A 20,879-nucleotide genomic window follows, 5' to 3' on the forward strand; every position below is an offset into this window, starting at 1 on the left:
CGTCACAGCATGCCCTGTGGCGGTTGCTCGCGGGGCAGCGTTTCCTGGATGTACTCCTCGATCTCCGGCAGGGAGAACACATCCTCCTCGCCGATGAAGCTGATCAGGCTCACGTCACTGAAGCTGGCACGATGCACGTAATCTTCCGGCACCTCCGGCAGCGTGAAGTTGATGGCATGGGTGGCATCTTCCAGCGGCAGACCCCGCCCGGCCACGTCACTGACCACCAGCACCTTGAGCTTGCCGTTGCGGAAGGCTTCCTGCGCCTCGAGACGTGCCGTCTGGGTCTCGGCACCCGACATCAGCGCCACCTCGATGCCTGCCTCACGCAGAGCGGCATCGATGCGACGCACCAGCGCACGGGTATTGCCGAACACCACCACGCGCTCCAGTGCGTCCTGCTCGACGAGCTTGACCAGCAGACGCAGCTTGTCGTCGTCGCTGACGGTGTAGGCCTGCACGCCCGCGTTGTCCGCCGGGATGGCGGCCGCGGCTTCATGCTCCACCGCCACCTGAGCGGCCTCATGCGTCCACTGCTCTGCCAGGCCCAGCACGTCGGAGGACAGCTCGGCGGAGAACAGCAGTGTCTGGCGCTCCTCGGCACGCGGCGTGGCGCGGATGATGCGCTTGACGTCCGGGATGAAGCCCATCGACAGCATGCGGTCGGCCTCGTCGACCACCAGCACTTCGGTCTCGGAGAGATCGACATCGCGCTTGGTATGGAAGTCCAGCAGGCGACCCGGCGTGGCGACCAGCAGGTCGACCTTGCGCTCGAGACGCTCACGCTGCTTCTGGTAGTCCATCCCGCCGACCACGCAGGCCACGGAGATGCGCGCGAATTCGGAGAATGCCTTGGCATCCTTCTCGATCTGCAGCGCCAGCTCACGGGTCGGCGCGATGATCACGGCACGCGGGGCACCCGGCTTCTGACCTTCCGGCGCCTTCTCTTCCAGGAAGTAGGCGAGCGTGGCGATCAGGAAGGCAGCCGTCTTGCCGCTGCCGGTCTGGGCGCGCCCGACCACGTCACCACCCAGCAGCGCCTTCTCGAAGGTCTGGGTCTGGATCGGGGTGCAGTATTCGAAACCGGCCTTCTGGATGGCACGCATCAACGGCAGCGGCAGATCGAAATCGTGGAAGCGCCACTGACCGGCGACCGGCGCGACCTGGAACTGATCAAGGTTCCACTTGGACTGGGAGCGACGCGGCTTGCGGCGGCGACGCTTGGGCTTTCTGGGCTTCTGGTTCGGGTCCTGCGGCTCTTGCTGAGTCTGCTCAGCGGCTGGCTGGGTCTGATCCGTCTCGCTCATGTAATCCGTTCTTTTCAAGGGTTCATATGCGACAGGCGCGGGCCGCTCTCGGAATCTCGCCACGACAGGCCACACCCGGATGGTTCGTCATGCCCAGTGGTCTCACCTGGTTCGCCTGACCCGCTTGTGACAAGCGGTCGTCTCGGGCTGCATGCGCCTTTGCCGGATTGGGAGTCATCCCGTGCCTGTCTGCTCCCCTTCGGGGGTATGCGTCTCCAGGGCCACGCAGGCCCCGGGTGCAGACATGCACGAATGCTCTCACCTGTTCTGAACGGATTCACGCATCCGGATCTCCCCTGCCCGAATGTTCGGCAGGGGCTGGAGCGGACGTCGGCCATGAGGGTCAGCTCACCTGGCATCGGTCATGTCATCGCCGCGCACAGGGAACCGACAGGCTCATGGGTCGCCACAAGGGCGGCCAGTACTGCGTGTCGGTGGAATGGTTGTCTTCTGTCATCTTCTTTGGGCCCGGCGAGGACACGCTGAACGCTTCCTGCCGGAGCGACCGGGCGGTACGTTGCAGGCCAGGTCAACGAGGCTGGCGGGTCCTGAGAGCCGTCCCCCGGCACGGCATTCAAGCAACGTGCCGCGAAGGCAGGGTACTTGAGACATGCGTGTGGAGGGTGAGGCTTCGGATCCTGCGGCCAGTCGCGAGTCGCGCCTGCGGGTAACAACGATGATGCCGGATCATTGTACCAGCACGTGACCATCTTCGCGCCCCTGCGTGGCATCGTGATGACCCTGCCCGGGCATGGGGAAACCTCCCATCACCGTCTGCGTCCTGCAGGCATCAGGGGAGCGGCGTGTGACATGGCGCATGGCACCTGCCCCGTGCAGGCTGGTAGAATGCCCGCCAACTGATGCGATTGCCCGCACGCCACGCCCTGACTTGCGCGTGTGCCCGAGGCTGGCGACTGCTGACACCGAACAGGAAAGCCCGAAGATGACACGCAGAAAGAAGAGCCGCTCCATCGCCGACAAGGTGCAGATTCGCACCGGCCGCCGCAAGGACTTCAAGAAGTGGCGCGCCGAGAATCCGGATCAGGTACATTCCGGACCTCGCTATGTGGCCAAGAAGAAGGATCAGCGCAAGAGCCAGGCAGCCGCCAAGCTGGAACGCATGAACGCCGCCCCGCTGCTGCCGCTGCATCCGGACGCCCCTGCCGAGCAGGACGACAAGGGCGGGAATGATGAGGGAGGCAAGGCGTGATGCGACTGGTGTCCTTCAACATCAATGGCATCCGTGCGCGTCCGCATCAGCTGGAAGCGCTGATCGAGGCGCATCAGCCGGACGTCATCGGCCTGCAGGAAACCAAGGTGCAGGACAGCGAGTTTCCCCACGCGCACATCGAGGCACTGGGATATCACGTGGTCTGGCACGGCCAGAAGGGCCACTACGGCGTCGCCATGCTGACCCGCCAGGTGCCGAAGAAGGTGCATTACGGCATGCCCGATGACACCGAGGACGCCCAGAAACGCATGATCGGTGTCGAGATCGACGGCCCGAACGGCGAGCCGCTGATCGTCTACAACGGCTACTTCCCCCAGGGCGAGAATGTCGAGCACCCGGTGAAGTTTCCCTACAAGACGCGCTTCTATCAGCAGCTGTTCCGCCTGCTGGAAGAGGACCACACCCCCGATCAGCACGTGGTGGTGATGGGCGATTACAACATCTCGGCGACTGACCGCGACATCGGCATCGGCGAGCCCAACCGCAAGCGCTGGCTGCGCGAAGGCAAGACCAGCTTCCAGCCCATCGAGCGCGAGTGGATGGAGCGCCTCTACGCCTGGGGCCTGACCGACAGCTTCCGCCACGTGCACCCGGAAGTCGATGACCAGTTCAGCTGGTTCGACTATCGCTCGCGTGGCTTCGAGCGCGAGCCCAGACGCGGCCTGCGCATCGACCTGATCATGACCAGCCCGGGTCTGACCCCGCTGATCAAGGATTCCGGTGTCGATTACGTGCTGCGTGGCATGGAAAAGCCATCGGACCACGCGCCCGTCTGGACCGATATCGGCTGATACGCTGAGCAACGCCAGCGCGAACACGATCGCCAGATACGCAAACGCCGCCTTCCCCCGTCTCAGGACGATCAGGAAAGGCGGCGTTTTCGTTGCACTGACGGTCAGTCAGCCAGGAGTCGCGGGGGTGGGCGCCTCAGCGCTGCGCGAGAGACTTCAGCCAGTCATCGGCCCCTTCGGCGCCGCGTGCCTGCGCCTTCTTGAAGGCCTCACGCGCGGGGTCCAGCTGATCAAGCTGACGGGCGACCACACCGCTGAGCAACCAGTGACGCGCGGAATCATCCCCGCGCTCACCGGCACTGGCCAGGGCACCGCTCGCGATATCCCAGCGCCCCCAGTCATAGGCCAGTTCCGCCAGCTGCCGAGCATCCTCGACACGGCCACTCTGCTCGGAAACCGTCGCCCACGCCGTCAACGAGTGCTCGATGTCGCGCGCCGAGGTCCAGGCCTCTGCCAGCTGACGACGCAGTACCGGCGTGTCTACCAGCAACGGCTGCCCCTCGGGAGTTGCCGACGTCGAAAGTCCCGCCTCGATCAACTCCGCGGCCCGCGCCGGCGCGCCGGCGGCCAGTTGCAGATCGATGCGCTGCTGATAGGCCTCGCGACCACTGACGATTCCCGCCGCCCAGGCGGCTTCCCAGGTACTCGCCGCACGCCGCTGCTGATTGAGACGCTGATAGAGCGCCACGGCGCGCTGCCAGTCCTGCGCATCCCGCGATTCGCCAAGTCCCTGCTCGACCAGTGCCACCGCCGCAGCATGGCGTCCCGTCTGCTGATAGACGCTGACGGCAAGTTTCAGACGATCGCCTTCAGGCGCACTCGCTCTGCTGGCGCGCTCCAGCCAGTCCTCGGCCCGCGACCACTGGCCACGGTTGGATTCCAGGCTGACGGCCAGCCACAGATCATCGGCACTCGCCGAGCCGCCATGCAGGTACTCCGCCAGACGTGCGGTACCGGCTTCCTGCTCTCCCGCCCGCAATCTCAGCATGGCTTCGCGCCGCAGCCACTTGCGCGCCTGACTGGCATCGACGCCCGGCAACCGGCGGGCTTCGCCATAGAGTCGCGCCGCCTGGGCCTGATCCCCTTGTCTTGCCCGCGCGCTGGCGGCCAACGACAGATACAGCGCACGTACCTCGCCACGTTGCTGACGGGCTTCCCGCTCGGCACGCTCGCCGACCTCGTCGTAATCCCCCTCTTCCAACCGTGACTGGAGCGTGCGCAGCTGCCCCGCGACCTCCGCCGACACGCGCATTGCCCCATTCGCGGTGGCGACGCCCCCGACCTCCATCATCAGCATCAGACAGGTGGAGACCAGGGTCACGCGCGTCAGGCGACGCCCGCCGCGACGAATCGCCGTCATCAGACGAGCGCCGAGACCTTCAGGCGTCGCTGACTCGGCAGGCGCCTGTCGCGCGGACTGCCCGCATGGTGAGCGCTCGGCGGAATGCTTGTCTTGGTTCGACATCGTACGGATATCCTTTGCTCCACGACTCAAGTACGTCTCAGATACGCCTCAGGCGTCATGCCTGCCATCTGCTTGCAACACCAGCTCTTTTCTACACCAGATTCGCGGCGAAGACATGAATGACAGGTACCGCTTTGCATGCGCCCGGGTTGCCTCAACGCAACTGGAACTCAAGCCGTTGACGCGCCTGACGCGCTGTCTGGGCCGCCGGGAACTCCCAGCGCGCGATGGCCTTCATCGCGGCGCGATCAAAGACACCGGAAGGCTCTGCACGCACCACCCTCAGCGAACTGCCATCGACATTGCCATCCGGACGAATCACGAAGGCCACCTCGACGAAACCCTCGATGCCACGCCGGCGTGCACGACTGGGGTACTCAGGCGCCGTGCGCAGCGTCGGGCGGGGCGAGCCCCCTTGCGCCGCGGGTGCCGGCGTCGACCTGGCCTCCGATCGAGAAGCACTGGCGGTGGCCTGGGCACTGGACTGGGCTGACGCCTGGGAGGCGGGTGCCGGGGCCGGCTTCGGCGTTGGCTTGGGTTTCGGCTCCGGTTTCGGATCCGGTTTCGGCTCCGGTTTCGGTGTCGGTCTCGGCGGACGCTTCACCTCCAGAGGCGGCAGGCTGTCATCCAGCGTCAGCTCCGGCGTTGGCGGCAGTGGTGTCTTGACCTCAGGGATCGCCACCGTGCTTGTCACCTCTGGTGACGGCTTCGGTGCCGCTTTAGGCGGCGGCGGTGGCTCGGCCGGTGGTGTCGGCAAGGCCTCTGCCGGCGCCGCTTCAGGGGCGGGTGCCTCTTCAGGCGCCTGAACGGTCGAGACCGACAGCGGCTCAGGCGCCGGCGCATCGTTCACCGGCGGCGCCACCAGCAGTGCCAGGGCATAGAACAGGGCCAGCGCCAGCAGGGCTCCGCCCAGCAATCCGATCAGTCGATTGGCATACAGACGTCGCGTCATGTCATTCGCCTTTCGATGCCGCGACCGCGATGTCCTGCACTCCCGCACTGCGCAGCGCATCCATCGTCTCCACCAGCAGCCCGGTCCGCGATTGACGGTCCGCCTGGATCACCACCGGTTGGCCATCGGCCAGCTCCGCTACCGCGTCCCCGACACGGTGGGCATCCACCGGCTTGCCATCGACCCATACCGCGCCCTCGGCGGTGATCGCCACCATCACGGCCGCATCCGGACGCGCCGTGGCATGCGAGGCCTCGGGGCGCTGGATCTCGACCCCCGACTCCTTGACGAAGCTGGTGGTGACGATGAAGAAGATCAGCATGATGAAGACGACATCCAGCATTGGCGTCAGGTTGATCTCGCCGCTGTCTTCCGCGGCTTCCATGCGACGTCTACGCATGCGGTGTCTCGCTTGTATCAGAGGAATCGGAGTCAGGCGCGATGGACATGCCGCCAGGTACCTTGCCCTTGCGGGCATCATCCACGGCGCGCGCCAGGCGGTCGTGCAGGCGTTGGTCCTCACGACGCACGACACGCTCGAAACGGGTCACGAACAACAGTCCCACCACCGCCACCGCCATGCCGGCCAGGGTCGGCAAGGTGGCACGGGCCACGCCATCGGCCATCGCTCGCGCCTGGCCGGTACCGGCGATCGCCAGGGAATCGAAGACGTGAATCATGCCGGTCACGGTGCCCAAAAGGCCCGCCAGCGGGCAGATCATCACCAGCAGCTTGAGCCACGGCAACGGCGCGCGCAGGCGCGACAGCAGCTCGCGGGTCAGTACCTCGCGGTGAGTGAGCGCCGACCAGCTGTGGTGCTCGCTGCGCGCCACCCAGTCGTGGATCAACTGGCGGCGCGCCGGCCGATGCACCAGCCGCCAGTAAAGGCCGCGCTCCAGCGCCAGACCGAACAGCAGCATGGCGATCAGGCAGATCACCACGATCAGAGGCCCGCCGCTATCCACCAGCCGCATGACCGGTGCCAGCGCACCGGGCAACAGGGAAGAAGAGGCCAGCGACTCAGGCATGCTCGGCTTCCCGCGTGCGGGCATTGGCCGTCGCCGCGGCGGCGGGCGCACGTCGCTCGAGGTGATCCGCCAGACGCGCACTGGCACGCCCTTCCAGGCGTCCCATCAGCCCCTTCGACAGGCTCGACAGACCGGTCTGCGCGAACAGCAGCGGCACGGCGGTGATCAGACCCAGCACGGTGGTCACCAATGCCTGGGAGATGCCGCCGGCCATCAATTTCGGATCGCCGGTACCGAAGACGGTGATCGACTGGAAGGTGCCGATCATGCCGGTCACGGTGCCCAGCAGACCCAGCAGTGGCGCGATGGCCGCCAGCAGCTTGACCAGTGCCTGACCACGTTCCAGCTTCGGTTGCTCGGCGAGCAGCGCCTCATCGAGACGCGCTTCCAGCGCTTCCGGCTCATGATCATGACGCATGCCTTCAAAGCGGGTCAGCACGCGGCCCAGCGGGTTGTCATCCTTGAGCTGGGTCAGATCCGCTTCCTGACGCTTGACCGCGCGCCGCGTGGCCGTCAGGCGCACCAGCTGGATCAGCGCGATGATCAGCCCCAGCACGCCAAGCCCGACGATCACGTAACCGACCGCCCCGCCCTGCTTGAGTCGCTCGGTCAGCCCCGGCGCACGTGACAGGGCGCGGGTGACATCACCACCGGTGGGATCGAAATCGAGTCGATCGGTATCGCCGGCATTGAACGCCGCCAGCTGATCACGCATGGTCGCCGGCGTCTTGCCGGCAAGGCCGAGACTTTCCAGTGCGCTTGCACCATCCACGGCCTTTTCATCGGACAACGGTGAGAGCAGCAGATCGCCACTGAAGGCCATCTGCTCGCCGACACGCACGATCTCGCGTGGCTTGATGCTGCCATCGGCACCGGCCAGCGGTGCCTTGAAACGCAGCGCACGGCCACTTTCGCGGGCGATGCTGCCGATGTCGGCCGTCAGGGCCGCGAGTCGCTCACGACCGGGCACTTCATCCCGCGGACCAAGGTCCGGCAGTCGGGCCTGCCCACCGGCCAGCAACCAGTTGCCGGCCACCCCTTCACGGACTTCCCGCGCATGCTTGCGCGCCACCGTGAAGACCTGGCCGAGATCACCCTGCTGCGCCTGGCGCTCGTCATCCAGGCCGCTGAGGGTCGCCTGCTGCTGCTTCGCTTCGGCTTCAAGGGTCTCGCGCTTCTCGCGCAGGCTGTCACGTTGCGCCTCGGCCTTGGCCACGGCCGCCTTGAGCGCTTCACTGTCCGACAGCAACGTCTCCAGGCGTGTCTGATCGCGACCTTCCGCCTGACTGGCCGCCTGCTCGAACTGCTCGACGCTCAGTGCCTGTGCCGCGGAGCCGGTCACGGCATGTGCCGGCAGCGCGCTCATGCCGAGCACGCCCAGCAGGCTCACGCCGAGCCACCCGCGCTTGAGTGCGCCAGACATCGACAGTCGCGGGAATGTCTTGTGCATCATGGACATCAGCTGGACTCCTGCGCGGACGGGGTAGACGAAGCGGCATTGGAGACAGCCTGACGAGAGGCGTCGAGCTCCACGTTTTCCACCGGGACGGACAGCGGCAAGGTGAGCAATGACGGTGCCTGCTGGTCACGCGCCATGCTGATTCCCTGGCGCAGCTCGCTCAGCGCACTGTCATCCAGTACCTGCCAGCTGTCATTCTGCGTCTTCCATGCCCCGCCGTGCTGGCCATCCAGCGTCAGGTAATAAAGCCCCACGCGACCGACACGCAGATATTGCACCTCGGTGTCCTCCGCACCGATCAGCCCCGCACGCCAGGTATCCAGGCCCTGGCCGTAGCTCAGCTCCTGCTGCCAGGCATTGAGCAGCTGATCGAGGCGCTCGTCATTGGTGAGACTGGCGTTGGACAGGTTGTCGCGCAGCCGTGCGACACGCGCCAGACGCTCTTCCTTCAGGAAGGGCAGGTCCTGCTCGATGAACGCTTCCAGCTCATTGACCTGCTCACGCAGCAGGCCCGGCAAGGACTCGCGGGTGGCCTCGAGATTCTCGAGCGCCGTGCGCTGACGCTCGATTCGCGCGGCACGGTCGGCATTGAGCGGGGTCAGTTCCGCGGTATAGCTTTCCAGACGCGCCGCTTCCTGACGCGCCTCGCGCAGCCTCACCAGCAATTCGCGGGTCTCGTCGTCAGCCGCGTCGATGCGCGACTGCAACTCCCCCTGAGTCTGCTGATGACTCGCCGCACTGTCACGCAGCGTCTGTGCATGAACCGGCAGACTCGTGGCACACAGAGGCACCATCAGCGCCAGCGCGGGCAGCATGCCGCCAAACGCGCGCGCCCTCGGGAAAGAGAAAGAAGTGGAACGCCGCACGGACATCTCCTGAAGAACAAGACTGGGTTGCATCCTCGGTCACTGGCCAAGCTGCCAGAAAGTCGCGAGTGGAAATGCAAATCACTGGCAGGGACGGTATTACAAACAAGAACAATTATCAATTGATCTCGATCCGCACTCGCCTCCATCTCTGCAATGCCGCGTTGCAGGCTTTCCCCTCGCGTGCCGACGCTCACGCAAAGCCTGTCAGATGTCATGCCCACGGGGTGCCATCCAGGCAGACGCCATGACGTGACGATGTCTGATCCGGGCACAAAAAAAACGCGACCCGCCGAAGCGGGTCGCGTTTTCTGCTCATCTCCGGTCCGGGTGTCCGGCGCCGGATGAGAGGTCAGCGCACTGTCTTACAGCTTGCCTTCCAGCTCCGGCAGCACCTCGAACAGATCACCGACCAGACCGTAGTCCGCAACCTGGAAGATCGGCGCCTCATCATCCTTGTTGATCGCGACGATGACTTTGGAGTCCTTCATGCCCGCCAAGTGCTGGATCGCACCGGAGATGCCGACGGCAATGTACAGGTCCGGGGCAACGATCTTGCCGGTCTGACCGACCTGCATGTCGTTGGGCACGAAACCGGCATCCACGGCGGCACGTGAGGCACCGATGGCGGCGCCCAGCTTGTCGGCGATGCCGTCGAGCAGAGCGAAGTTCTCACCGTTGCCCATGCCGCGGCCACCGGAGATCACCACCTTGGCAGCTCCCAGCTCCGGACGCTCGCTCTCGGCCAGCGTCTCGTTGACGAAGCTGGAGACACCGGCATCCTCGACGACATCCACCGCCTCGATGGCCGCCTGGCCGTCAGCCGCCACCGGGTCGAAGCCGGTGGCACGCACGGTGATCACCTTCAGGACGTCGTCACTCTTGACGGTCGCGATGGCGTTGCCGGCATAGATCGGACGCAGGAAGGTATCGGCACTCTCGACCGCGATGATCTCGGAAATCTGTGCGACGTCCTTCAGCGCTGCCACGCGCGGCATGAAATTCTTGGCCGTGGTGGAAGCACCGGACAGCACATGGCTGTAGTCGTCCGCCAGCGCCACGACCAGCGCCGAGACATTCTCCGCCAGCTGATGGGCGTAGACCGCGTTGTCCGCCACGCGCACGCGCTTGACGCCGGCAAGCTTCGCGGCCTGCTCGGCAACGCTCCCGACACCTTCCCCCGCGACGAGAACATCGATATCGCCACCGATGGCGCTGGCAGCCGCTACCACACTGGCAGTGGTACCTGTCAGCTGGCCATCGTGATGATCGGCAATGACGAGAATGCTCATGAGATCACCTTTGCTTCATTCTTGAGTTTGTCCACCAGCTCATCGACGGAGCCGACCTTGACGCCACCCTGGCGCTCGGCCGGCGGCGTCACCTTGACCAGCGTGACCTTCGAGGCCGTGGAGACACCCAGCTCTTCCGGCGTCTTGACGTCCAGCGGCTTCTTCTTGGCCTTCATGATGTCCGGAAGCTTGGCGTAGCGCGGCTCGTTGAGGCGCAGGTCCGTGGTGACCACCGCCGGCAGGCTGAGCTTGACGGTTTGCAGACCCCCGTCGATCTCACGAGTGACGTTGACGCTCTCGCCATCGACTACCACCTCGGAGGCGAAGGTGCCCTGTCCCATGCCGGTGAGCGCCGCCAGCATCTGGCCGGTCTGGTTGTTGTCGGCATCGATGGACTGCTTGCCGAGAATCACCAGGCCAGGCTGCTCTTCCTCGACCACCTTGGCCAGCAGCTTGGCCACTGCCAGAGAGTCGACGGCGTCATCGGTCATCACCTGCACGGCGCGATCAGCCCCCAGCGCCAGCGCGGTACGCAGCTGTTCCTGGGCGGCCTTCGGCCCGATGGTCACGGCCACGACCTCGGTCGCCACGCCTTTTTCCTTCAGGCGTACCGCTTCTTCCACGGCAATCTCGCAGAAGGGGTTCATGGCCATCTTGACGTTGGTCAGATCCACGTCAGACTGATCCGCCTTGACGCGAATCTTGACGTTGTAATCGATGACGCGTTTCACCGCGACGAGTACTTTCATGGTGTCCTCGCTGATCTCTCATGGAGCGAGAGGCTGCTCGAGGCGCCCCCGCTCGATTCATGCAAGCGTTTGATAGGTGAATATCATCCAAAATAGGTCGTGCTGACAAGCACCGCGTCACGGCACCCCATCCCACGACCCGAAGGCATGCTGCCTGCTGCTGGCGAACGCTGCTCGCCGGCCGTTGACAACCGGCCCTGATGGCAACGGATCATCATTCTCATGGGGGCATCTTGCGCAGAATTGGGGGTCGGGGTCAAACCGGAAAGCCACCATCCGGGTGCCCGGACATGAAACCCGTCAGGCGATATCCTGCAACACGCCGTGTGGCTATTACGTCAGACCCAAGCATAATAAACAAACGGTCGTTTTAAATGCTACTGTTGCGGCATGCTATGCGGCTGCCTTGCGCATGACAGCTCGCCACGACGGGATGGGGACCATATCCTTCACTGTCGACACGACGAGCACAGCATCGTTTTTTGCTTTGGCGAGCCACCGCCCTGACGCGCGCCGCCGAAGATCAATAGCCCTGCGATCAGCAACGACTGATCGTGATACGCCCACCCCGCCGGATCCGCGGGGCCTGATACAGGGCATCAAGATTGAGGAGACGGGTCATGGAACGCGAATTCATGGATTTCGACGTCGTCATCGTCGGTGCCGGGCCTTCCGGCCTGTCGGCGGCCTGTCGACTGATGCAGCAGGCCAATGAGGCGGAGCACGAACTGACGGTCTGCGTGGTCGAGAAAGGCTCTGAAGTCGGCGCCCATATCCTGTCAGGCGCAGTGCTGGAGCCACGCGCACTCACCGAACTCTTCCCCGACTGGGCCGAGCGCGGCGCGCCGCTCAATACCGCCGTGACCCGTGATGAAGTCGTACTGCTCAAGGATGACCAGAAGGCACAGGTCATCCCCAATGCGCTGGTTCCCAAGACCATGCACAACGATGGCAACTACATCATCAGCGCCGGCAACCTGACCCGCTGGCTGGGCGAGCAGGCCGAGGAACTGGGCGTCGAGATCTTCCCGGGCTTCGCCGCTCAGGAAGTGCTGCACGGAGAAGATGGCACGGTGCGCGGCATCGTGGTCGGCGACATGGGCGTGGCCGCCGATGGCAGTGAAAAGGATGGCCACATGCCGGGCATGGAACTGCGCGGCAAGTACACCCTGTTCGCCGAGGGCTGCCGCGGGCATCTGGGCAAGCAGCTGATCTCGCGCTTCTCTCTCGACAAGGACGCCGATGCCCAGCATTACGGCATCGGCCTCAAGGAGCTGTGGGATGTCCCGGCCGAGCAGCATCAGCCGGGGCTGGTAGTCCACGGCAGTGGCTGGCCGCTCAAGGGCAACGCCGAAGGCGGCTTCTTCCTCTATCACACCGATGACCAGCAGGTGGTGGTCGGGCTGATCGTCGATCTCGCCTACGACAATCCCTGGCTGTCACCCTTCGATGAATTCCAGCGCATGAAGCAGCACCCGACCCTGGCTCGGCACCTCGAAGGCGGCAAGCGGGTCTCCTACGGGGCACGCGCCATCGCCAAGGGTGGCCTCAACTGCCTGCCGAAGATGAGCTTCCCGGGTGGCCTGCTGATCGGCTGTGACGCCGGTACGCTCAACTTCGCCAAGATCAAGGGCCTGCACACCGCGATGAAGTCCGGCATGCTGGCGGCGGAGAGCGTGTTCGCCGCCATCAAGAGCGGCGATGAAGGTGGCGAGGACCTCGTCGACTTCGGCAAGCGCTTCCAGGACAGCTGGGCCCATGAGGAGCTGGATGCCTCGCGCAGCTTCGGCCCGGCGATGCACAAGTACGGCACCTTCCTCGGTGGCGCCTACAACTTCCTCGACCAGCTGATGGGCGGCCGACTGCCGACCCTGCATGACACCACCCCGGACTACGCGCGCATGCGCCCGGCGGATGAATGCACGAAGATCGAGTATCCCAAGCCGGACGGCAAGCTGTCCTTCGACAAGCTGTCCTCGGTGTTTCTCTCCAACACCAATCACGAGGAAGACCAGCCGTGTCACCTGCGTCTGGCAGACCCGGCGCTACCGGTGCGTGACAACCTGCCGCGCTTCGCTGAGCCGGCCCAGCGCTACTGCCCCGCCGGGGTCTACGAGATCATCGAGGAAGCCGGTGAGCCGCAGTTCCAGATCAACTTCCAGAACTGCGTGCACTGCAAGACCTGTGACATCAAGGACCCGGCGCAGAACATCACCTGGGTCGCCCCGGAAGGTGGCGGTGGCCCCAACTATCCGAACATGTGACCCATCGCTGCCCGCCAGCTGACAACGCCGCCGTGGCCCTGCCGCGGCGGCGTTGTCGTTTCTGGTCTCCCGTACGGACCTGCTCCGTGGACCGCTGCGCGGTCCGCTTCAGCAGGGAGATGTCGCGCTCTCACGAGGGCGCTTCTTGTGTTATTCCAAAACAGTCTCAAATACTTCATTGATATAACTTTCCATGGATAGCACATTAGCCATCCTTGATTTCACTCACTCCAACGTGGTCAGACGGCGCAGCACCCGAGCGTCGACTCGACTCTTCCTGACTTCCCTTGCTTCGGAGCCACCATGTCCGTCACTCGTCAGATACTGCTCGCCCTGGGGCTGGGTATCCTCAGCGGCCTTGCCCTGAACGCCGGAGCAGGTGCCTTGCCCGAGGGCAGTGTCGCCTGGCTCGACACCAACCTGCTGACGCCGGTAGGCCAGATCTTCCTGCGTCTGCTGCAGTTCGTGGTGGTACCGATGGTCTTCGGTGCCCTCATCCTCAGCCTGACCAGTCGCGAAGGCGGTGCCGACGTGGGCCGCCATGCCGGGCGTCTGCTGGGCAGCTACGTGGTCACCAGCGCCGTGGCGCTGACGCTGGGCATGCTGGTCGCTCATTGGCTCAGCCCGGGCAGCGGTGCCGAGAGCCTGGTGGACTCGGCGCCTGAAGGCCGCAACGCCGACAGCATCGCCCAATGGCTGGTGGGCCTGGTGCCCAACAACCCCTTCACGGCGCTGGGTGGCGGCGGCCTGCTGCAGGTCATCTTCGCAGCCGCCTTGATCGGCCTGGCGATGCGTGCCCTGCCGGAAGAAAGCGCGCCGCTGCATCGCGTGATCGAAAGCGGCTACACCGTCAGCCTCAAGGTACTGTCCTTCGTGCTCAAGCTGGCCCCGCTTGGTGTCTTCGCGCTGATCACCTCGGTGATCGCCACCCAGGGGCTGGATCTGCTGATGCGGCTGGGCATGTACGTGATCGGTCTGATCATCGCGCTGGCCTTGATGGCACTGCTCTATCTGGTGCTGCTGGCCGTGACCGGTGCCCGCCCGCTGGCCTTCATGCGCCACTTCGGCCAGAGCCTGGGCTTCGCCTTCGGTACCGCCAGTTCCGGTGCCACCCTGCCGCTGGCGCTGGGCAATGCACGCGACTACGGCATGCAGGAATCTCTGGCCAGTTTCGCGCTGCCCTTCGGTACCGCGCTCAAGCGTGATGGCGCCGCCGTGCTGCAGGGCTTCAATGCGTTGTTCGTGGCGCAGTTGTTCGGTATCGACGTCACGACGTCACTGGTGATCACCGTCTTCACCACCGGTCTGCTGGTCAGCTTTTCCACGGCGGGCGTGCCGGGTGCCGGGCTGGTCGCGATGACCACCGTGCTGGGCGCAGCGGGCTTGCCGCTGGAGGGCGTGGCCGTGGTCGCCGGCGTCGACCGCTTCACCGACGGCCTGCGCACCGCCCTCAACGTGATGGGCAACTGCGCCAACGCTGCCCTGCTGGAGCGCTTCGAGTCGCGCAAGCCCGCCGCGGAGCCCAAGACGCCAGCCTGAGCGCGCACGGAAAGCGCGCCCCACAAACGACAACGCCCGCCAGAGGTTTCTCTGGCGGGCGTTGTCGTTTCGGCAATATCCGTGTCGGGCTTGCCTGAATGCTACCCTTCGCTGGCCTCGCCGGTGGCGACCGGGCGCTCGGGATCACTGATCCAGTCGCTCCAGGAGCCGGCGTACAGACGCGGCAGCGGCAGTCCCGCGATCGCGAAGGCCAGGATATTCTGACAGGCGCTGATGCCGGAACCGCAATAGGCGATCACGGCGCTGTCATCCGGCAATGTCCGGCGCAGCTCGCGCATCAGGCTCATGCGGTCCTTGAAACGACCATTGGCCTCGAGATTGCCGGGGGTCGGGCGACACAGGGCGCCGGGGATATGGCCGGCCACCGGGTCGACCGGCTCCTGCTCACCGCGAAAGCGCGCTTCACCACGGGCATCCAGCAGCACCGCCTGACTGTCCACCACCTCCTCGGCAGTGACCAGCAGGCTGTCGTCAAAGCTCGGCTGCCAGTCACTGGGCTCGAAGGTCACTGGCTGGGAGGGAGCGCGCTTGAGCTCGCCCATGGCCTGATTCCAGGCCTGGATGCCGCCATCCAGCACACGCACATCCGGATGCCCGGCCCAGGTCAGCATCCACCACAGGCGCGCCGCCGCCATCTGGCCGCCCATGTCGTCATAGACCACCACCTGTTGCTCGGGCGTGATGCCGAGACGGCGAAACAGCTCGACTGTCGCCTGGTGCGACGGCAGTGGATGACGACCGCCCACGCCGTCCTCGCGCACGGGCGCGGAGAGATCACGTTCCATATCGACATGGATGGCCCCCGGCAGGTGCCCTTCACGCCACATCCGCTCGCCCGCCTCGCCATCCTCGAGGCGAGCGCGGCAATCCAGTACCACGGGGGACTTGAGCCCTGCCATCGCCAGCTGGGTCACCAGCTGACTGGCGTCGATCAAGGGTGCCTGCCGCTGGTCCGGGGCCAGCAACGATGAGGTGGAGACGGAGGCTGCCGCCAGTGCGGCAGGATCGGGATACTGGGCCATGGGAACTCCTTTCCAGCGGACGGTGACGCCATGAAGGCATGATGGCCCTCACGTCGATGATTGGCAATCGCGCACCTTGCCACCCTGGGCGCCTGGTCTTACAGAGCGGACAGTGGCGCACGCGAGGCGATCAGGCGTCGCTTGCTGCCATCGGCAAAGCGCACTTCGACCAGCGGATTGGTGTCATTGCCGGACACCTCTTCGATCACGCCCTCGCCAAAGGTGTCATGAGCGACACGCTGCCCCACCTTCCAGCCACCGACGCTTTGCAGCACGCCAGACACCTCGCTGCGAGAAGAGGATGACGTGCGGGAATGACGGCCCCCGGAACGAGGCTGACGCCAGCTGGATGCGGCGTCAGCGGTCTTGCCTACACCACCGGGCTTGCTCTGGTGCTCGGCTCTGGGCCTGGGCGAGGCCTCAAGCGTCGGCGGCGTGATGCCATGACGTACCAACGGCAGGCGCGCCAGATAGGCCTCGCCAAGGGCTGGCGCGCTCACGCGCAGGGTCTCGGTACTTTCAGAGAACGCCTCGCGACTGGATGCGTCGCCCTCACCGGCCTGCTGGCGAGCGAGCTTGGCACGCTTGCCCGCACCGTGAATCCAGTCACCGAGGCGGGAGCAGTCCTCTACACACAGTTCCGCCAGGAAGCGACTCGGCGCATGGGTCCCGCCATCCCGCCACAGATGCAGCTGTTCGCGAGCACGGGTCACACCGACATAGCACAGACGTCGCTCTTCCTCGAGGCGCTCCGGTGACAGCGGGTTGTCGCGCGAGTAGGCCGGGAAGTCCTCTTCGTTCATGCCCCAGAGGCCTACCAGCGGCCATTCCAGCCCCTTGGCGCCATGGACCGTGGTGATCAGCACGCCATCGGCGGCATCCTCGACCGGATTGCGCAGCAGGTTGACGAAGGCCTCGGGGTCGTTGGCAAGCTCCCCCGCCTGCTCGATCAGCACGTCCAGCAGACGCACGTCCTCCTCGCCCTTGTCCCGTCGGGCCGCGGCCCGTCTCAGCACCTTGTCGGCTTCCAGCTCATCGACCACGTGCCGCAGCAGCCGCGCGGGAGCCCAGTCGCCCAGCGAAGGGAGATCACACAACAGCTTCCAGCGCTTGTGCAGGTTGCGGCGCTGCAGCGGCTTGAGCCCTTCGAGAATCGCGTCTTCCTTGCGCGGCCAGCGCTGGCTGTCGGCCAGTTGCTGACACAGACGCTCGAGGCGCTCGCGCGCGACGAAGGCGGTGGGCTGGGTGAACAGCAACATCAGATGTGCCGGGTCGCGCAGCCGCGTGGCGTCACGCGCAAGCTCCAGATAGCCTGCCAGCGCCTGCACCAGTGGCAGGCGGAACACGAAGCGATCGCCCTGCCCGAGACGGAAGGGAATCCCGGCCTTCAGCAACTGCAGCTGCACCGGCACCGACAGCGCCCAGCTGCGCACCAGCACGGCGGCCTCGGCACCGCTGCGCCCGGCGTCCCGCCAAGCGGTCAGCGCCGCGATCAGACTGGCGGCCCCCTGCCCTTCGAACAACCGCGTCGGCGGTGTGCCGGGTGCAGCCAGACACAGCTGATCCGGTCGGCGCGCATTGGCGGCAATGGCGTGATTGGCCGCCAATGCCAGACGATGACCATGGCGAAAGGTGTAACTGAGCGGGAAGTCCAGCGGGGACGGGAAACTCTCGGCGAAACGCGTCAGCATGTAATCAGGGCGGGCGCCACGCCACTCATAGATGCACTGGTTGGCGTCACCTACCGCCATGACTTCTGCCACGGTGCTGGATGATTCGCCGGTGACTGCCGGCGAGGAAGCCGCAGTGGACGGCGCACCGGCCAGCAGCGCCAGCATGCGCTGCTGCGCCTCATTGATGTCCTGATACTCATCGATGATGACGTGCTGCAGATGCCCCTGGATGCGCGCACGGGTCTCCGGCTCCTTCTCCAGCTGACGCAGCGGCCGGTAGAGCAGATCGGCATAGGTCATCTGGCCATGCTGCTCGAGCAGCTGCTCAAGCTGGGCGAAGGACTCGACGAAGTGACCGGTGTGCTCACCAAGGTTCATGCGCTCGTACAGCAGCGTCGGCTCGCACATCTCGGCCTTGACCAGATCACAGAACTGGGCAAGCGCTTCGAGACGCTCACCTTCCAGTGCCGCCTCACGATCGGCGCGGTCGGCATCGCCCAGAGCACGCTGGGCGGCCTGCTTGAGCAGCCGCTCCAACGCCCAGTCCTGCTGGATCAGCTCGCGCGGCGCCAGACACCCCCAGCGCACCAGGGTAGTGGTCAGGCGATGACCGATGGAGTGGAAGGTGCGGACATCCGGCAGCCGCGTCCCCGGTGGCGCCGACTGCGCCAGCTTGGCGACGAAGTCCTCGCGCGCCGAGCGGTTGAACATCAGCACCAGAATCCGCTGCGCCGGAATGCCTTCCGCCAGCAGACTCAGCACTCGCGCCACCAGCGTGGTGGTCTTGCCGGAGCCTGCCACCGCCGCGACCCGTGCGTGCCGTCCGCGATGTGCGACCACGGCACGCTGCTGATCCGTCAGCCGTTGCGTCAGCTGGCCGACGGCGTGCGCGAGCGGCGAGACCGGTTCCGCACCGTCGGCGGCGACATCATCTGGCGTGACGCCGATGGCCTCGACAGGGGTATCAGGCGCGACTGGCGGGAGAGTAGAAGACATGAAGACCTGCAATGGCTGACGAGGGACGGCAAGGATGCCATGCGTCGTTGATGAATACGGTTCAGGCGGCGCTGCCGCGGGCGAGACCGGGTGGCTCAGGTGTCGAGGTCACGGGCGCTCAGTACGCCGAGCATCTGCCAGTGGCCGTCGCTCATGAAGCCCAGTGCCTGATCGCCATTGTCCAGCTCGCGCATCTCGGCCTCTTCCAGCAGGCGGTAGTAGAGATTGCGATGCAGACGAGCGGCGAGTCCGAAGCGCACCGGCGCTTCCGGCAACCACAGGCCATCCGGTGTCTCGCTGAGCGTCAGACGGGTATCCCCTTCCAGTCGCACGATATCACCCTGGTCGGTGACCAGCTGCCAGATGTCCGGCTGAGGCTGAGGCTGAGGCTGAGGCTCAGCCTCTCCGAGTTCTGCCTGTCCAGGCTGTGTCTGACCAGGCGGTGTCTGATCAGGTTCAGACTCGACACGAGAGCAATCCACCGCCAGGAAAGGGCGATCCTCGACCTGGATGGTGACCTTCTCCGCCGGCGTGACCAGGCAGTAGCTGCCATCGGGTTCGCGCCGCATGACCCGCGACAGCATGTGCACCAGCCGTGCACGACCGATCGGCGTGCCTTCATGCATCCAGCGACCATCGGCGCGGATGACGAGATCCATCTCGCCGCAGTGCTCCGGGTGCCAGGTCTCCACCGGTGGCAGTGGCCCATCCTTGCCGGCCCTGTCGCCCAATCGAGTGAGAATGGCGGCTGGATTCATGACATTTCCTCCCTGCCTGGCGTGTCACGCTGCCCGTGGGCGCTCATCCGTCGATGAGCATGCCGCTGCTGGCCAGCGCTTCGCGAACGTTGTCCGGGGCTTCCGGCGCGGCGGCGCGGAACAGACGATAGAAGTTGGCGGTGGTCTGCATCGCCAGCTCATCGACGGTGATGCCGCGCTCGGCGGCGATGCATTCGGCGACCTCGACCACGTTGCCCGGCACGTTGGAGGTGCCACGGTACGGCACCGGCGCCAGGTAGGGGCTGTCGGTCTCGATCAACAGGCGATCCAGCGGGATGGCGCGCGCCAGCTCGCGGACATGCTCGGCATTGCGGAAGGTGACGATCCCGGAGATGGACACCATGAAACCGTGGCCCACCGCGACACGTGCCATGTCCAGATCTTCCGTGAAGCAGTGCAGCACGCCACCCACGGCGGGGTCGGTATGCTCCTTGATCAGCGCCAGGGTGTCCTCGCGGGCTTCACGGGTATGGATGATGACCGGTAGCTCCAGCTCGCGCGCGGCAATCAGATGACGCGTGAAGCGCTCGTATTGCAGTTCACGGCTGACGCTCTCGTAGTGATAATCGAGGCCGGTCTCGCCGATGGCCACTGCACCGAAGCGCTCGGCACACTTCTTGATGTCCTCGACCGAGGGCTCCGGATCCACCTGATGCAGCGGATGCACACCGGCGGAAATCACCACATCGTCATGCTGCCGGGCGATGGCCGAGATCTCGGGCACATCGTCCAGCGTGACCGCGATGGCGAGGAATTGATGCACGTGACGGGCGCGTGCGGCGTCCAGCACGGCGTCAAGGCTGCCGCCATGTTCTTCAAGCTTGAGGCGATCAAGGTGGCAATGCGAATCGACAAACATCCGGAAACTCTCAGACTGGGGGCCACGCGAGGCATGGCGAAAACATGAACGACCGACACGCCAGCATGGCGGCACCGGTCGGGGTGACAGGCAGAGCGGGGTCAGCTCATAGCGTATAGGTGGCGTGGCCCTTGCCCAGCATGCCGGCCAGATGGTTCTCGATATGATCACGCACCTGGCGGTCCTCTTCACTGAAGTGGATGCCGATGCCTGCGGTACGGCGACCGCCGACACCCGAGGGGGAGATCCAGACCACGCGACCGGTGACCGGAATGCGCTCGGATTCTTCCGGCAATGTCAGCAGCAGGTAGACCTCCTGCCCCATGGTGTAGCGCTCGGTGGTCGGCACGAAGATACCGCCTCGCACGAGAGTCGACATGTAGGCGGCCAGCAATGTCTTCTGGTCGCGAATCGTCAGCGACAGTGCCTTCTGGCCTTGCTGTGGAGCGGTGTGCATCCTTCACCTCCGGCCGGTGATCCGGCGAATTCAGTCTCGTGGCTCGGCGTCTGCTCTTCTCACGGCGACGCCGAGCAGCGTGAATCTCATGGCGCCTGTCCTGCGGTTCGCGCGGCGCCTGCTGTCAGT

18 protein-coding genes are annotated in these 20,879 nt (G+C 65.3%); 4 read left to right on the forward strand and 14 right to left on the reverse strand.

What is annotated here, in order from left to right:
• Nucleotides 1–2: 2 nt before the first annotated feature.
• Complete coding sequence (locus HXS66_RS02210; protein WP_084209121.1) at nt 3–1,307, reverse strand: DEAD/DEAH box helicase; 1,305 nt, start codon at nt 1,305–1,307, stop codon at nt 3–5.
• A 943-nt stretch (nt 1,308–2,250) separates the two neighbouring features.
• Between HXS66_RS02210 and HXS66_RS02215 the strand changes: the two genes are divergently transcribed.
• Together HXS66_RS02215 and xthA are read left to right on the forward strand one after the other, a co-directional pair.
• The gene (locus HXS66_RS02215) at nt 2,251–2,517 is read left to right on the forward strand and encodes a hypothetical protein (RefSeq protein WP_077372139.1); all 267 of its coding nucleotides are present in this window, start codon (nt 2,251–2,253) and stop codon (nt 2,515–2,517) included.
• On the forward strand, nt 2,517–3,329 hold the full coding sequence (gene xthA / locus HXS66_RS02220; protein ID WP_176493284.1) for an exodeoxyribonuclease III: 813 nt from the start codon (nt 2,517–2,519) through the stop codon (nt 3,327–3,329). The genes HXS66_RS02215 and xthA overlap by 1 nt, the downstream gene beginning before the upstream one ends.
• Before the next feature lie 136 nt (nt 3,330–3,465).
• Here xthA and HXS66_RS02225 read toward each other — a convergent pair whose 3' ends face one another.
• The 8 genes from HXS66_RS02225 to HXS66_RS02260 all read right to left on the reverse strand — a co-directional run bounded on the left by HXS66_RS02225 (nt 3,466) and on the right by HXS66_RS02260 (nt 11,140).
• The gene (locus HXS66_RS02225) at nt 3,466–4,794 is read right to left on the reverse strand and encodes a hypothetical protein (RefSeq protein WP_176502766.1); all 1,329 of its coding nucleotides are present in this window, start codon (nt 4,792–4,794) and stop codon (nt 3,466–3,468) included.
• Between the two features lie 154 nt (nt 4,795–4,948).
• Complete coding sequence (locus HXS66_RS02230; RefSeq protein ID WP_176502767.1) at nt 4,949–5,746, reverse strand: energy transducer TonB; 798 nt, start codon at nt 5,744–5,746, stop codon at nt 4,949–4,951.
• Nucleotide 5,747: 1 nt separating this feature from the next.
• Nucleotides 5,748–6,146 carry a biopolymer transporter ExbD gene (locus tag HXS66_RS02235; RefSeq protein WP_077372126.1) on the reverse strand — a complete coding sequence of 133 codons (399 nt, stop codon included), beginning with the start codon at nt 6,144–6,146 and terminating at the stop codon, nt 5,748–5,750.
• On the reverse strand, nt 6,139–6,774 hold the full coding sequence (locus HXS66_RS02240; RefSeq protein ID WP_077372123.1) for a MotA/TolQ/ExbB proton channel family protein: 636 nt from the start codon (nt 6,772–6,774) through the stop codon (nt 6,139–6,141). Before HXS66_RS02240 ends, HXS66_RS02235 begins: the two co-directional genes overlap by 8 nt.
• Nucleotides 6,767–8,233, reverse strand: a complete 1,467-nt coding sequence (locus HXS66_RS02245; protein ID WP_255303057.1) for a MotA/TolQ/ExbB proton channel family protein — start codon at nt 8,231–8,233, stop codon at nt 6,767–6,769. Before HXS66_RS02245 ends, HXS66_RS02240 begins: the two co-directional genes overlap by 8 nt.
• Nucleotides 8,233–9,099, reverse strand: a complete 867-nt coding sequence (locus HXS66_RS02250) for a DUF3450 domain-containing protein (protein ID WP_167593047.1) — start codon at nt 9,097–9,099, stop codon at nt 8,233–8,235. Before HXS66_RS02250 ends, HXS66_RS02245 begins: the two co-directional genes overlap by 1 nt.
• A gap of 365 nt (nt 9,100–9,464) precedes the next feature.
• On the reverse strand, nt 9,465–10,391 hold the full coding sequence (locus tag HXS66_RS02255; protein WP_084209126.1) for an electron transfer flavoprotein subunit alpha/FixB family protein: 927 nt from the start codon (nt 10,389–10,391) through the stop codon (nt 9,465–9,467).
• On the reverse strand, nt 10,388–11,140 hold the full coding sequence (locus HXS66_RS02260) for an electron transfer flavoprotein subunit beta/FixA family protein (RefSeq protein ID WP_077372115.1): 753 nt from the start codon (nt 11,138–11,140) through the stop codon (nt 10,388–10,390). Before HXS66_RS02260 ends, HXS66_RS02255 begins: the two co-directional genes overlap by 4 nt.
• Before the next feature lie 620 nt (nt 11,141–11,760).
• Here HXS66_RS02260 and HXS66_RS02265 point away from each other — a divergent pair.
• Nucleotides 11,761–13,404, forward strand: coding sequence for an electron transfer flavoprotein-ubiquinone oxidoreductase (locus HXS66_RS02265; RefSeq protein ID WP_176492953.1), 1,644 nt, complete (start codon nt 11,761–11,763; stop codon nt 13,402–13,404).
• Nucleotides 13,405–13,707: 303 nt separating this feature from the next.
• Nucleotides 13,708–14,943: a dicarboxylate/amino acid:cation symporter gene (locus tag HXS66_RS02270; protein ID WP_176502768.1), complete on the forward strand. Its 1,236-nt coding sequence runs from the start codon at nt 13,708–13,710 to the stop codon at nt 14,941–14,943.
• A gap of 101 nt (nt 14,944–15,044) precedes the next feature.
• Here the strand turns inward: HXS66_RS02270 and HXS66_RS02275 are convergent, their stop codons facing one another.
• The 5 genes from HXS66_RS02275 to HXS66_RS02295 form a co-directional block, all read right to left on the reverse strand.
• On the reverse strand, nt 15,045–15,986 hold the full coding sequence (locus tag HXS66_RS02275) for a sulfurtransferase (protein WP_255303058.1): 942 nt from the start codon (nt 15,984–15,986) through the stop codon (nt 15,045–15,047).
• A gap of 98 nt (nt 15,987–16,084) precedes the next feature.
• The gene (locus tag HXS66_RS02280) at nt 16,085–18,655 is read right to left on the reverse strand and encodes an ATP-dependent helicase (protein WP_176502769.1); all 2,571 of its coding nucleotides are present in this window, start codon (nt 18,653–18,655) and stop codon (nt 16,085–16,087) included.
• Between the two features lie 95 nt (nt 18,656–18,750).
• Complete coding sequence (locus HXS66_RS02285; RefSeq protein WP_176502770.1) at nt 18,751–19,413, reverse strand: DUF1285 domain-containing protein; 663 nt, start codon at nt 19,411–19,413, stop codon at nt 18,751–18,753.
• 43 nt (nt 19,414–19,456) lie between these two features.
• Nucleotides 19,457–20,293: a TatD family hydrolase gene (locus tag HXS66_RS02290; protein ID WP_084209132.1), complete on the reverse strand. Its 837-nt coding sequence runs from the start codon at nt 20,291–20,293 to the stop codon at nt 19,457–19,459.
• Nucleotides 20,294–20,399: 106 nt separating this feature from the next.
• On the reverse strand, nt 20,400–20,750 hold the full coding sequence (locus HXS66_RS02295; protein WP_077372097.1) for a PilZ domain-containing protein: 351 nt from the start codon (nt 20,748–20,750) through the stop codon (nt 20,400–20,402).
• Between the last annotated feature and the right edge of the window lie 129 nt (nt 20,751–20,879).

This window comes from Cobetia sp. 5-11-6-3 (assembly GCF_013374055.1).
In the GTDB taxonomy this organism is placed as follows: domain Bacteria; phylum Pseudomonadota; class Gammaproteobacteria; order Pseudomonadales; family Halomonadaceae; genus Cobetia; species Cobetia marina.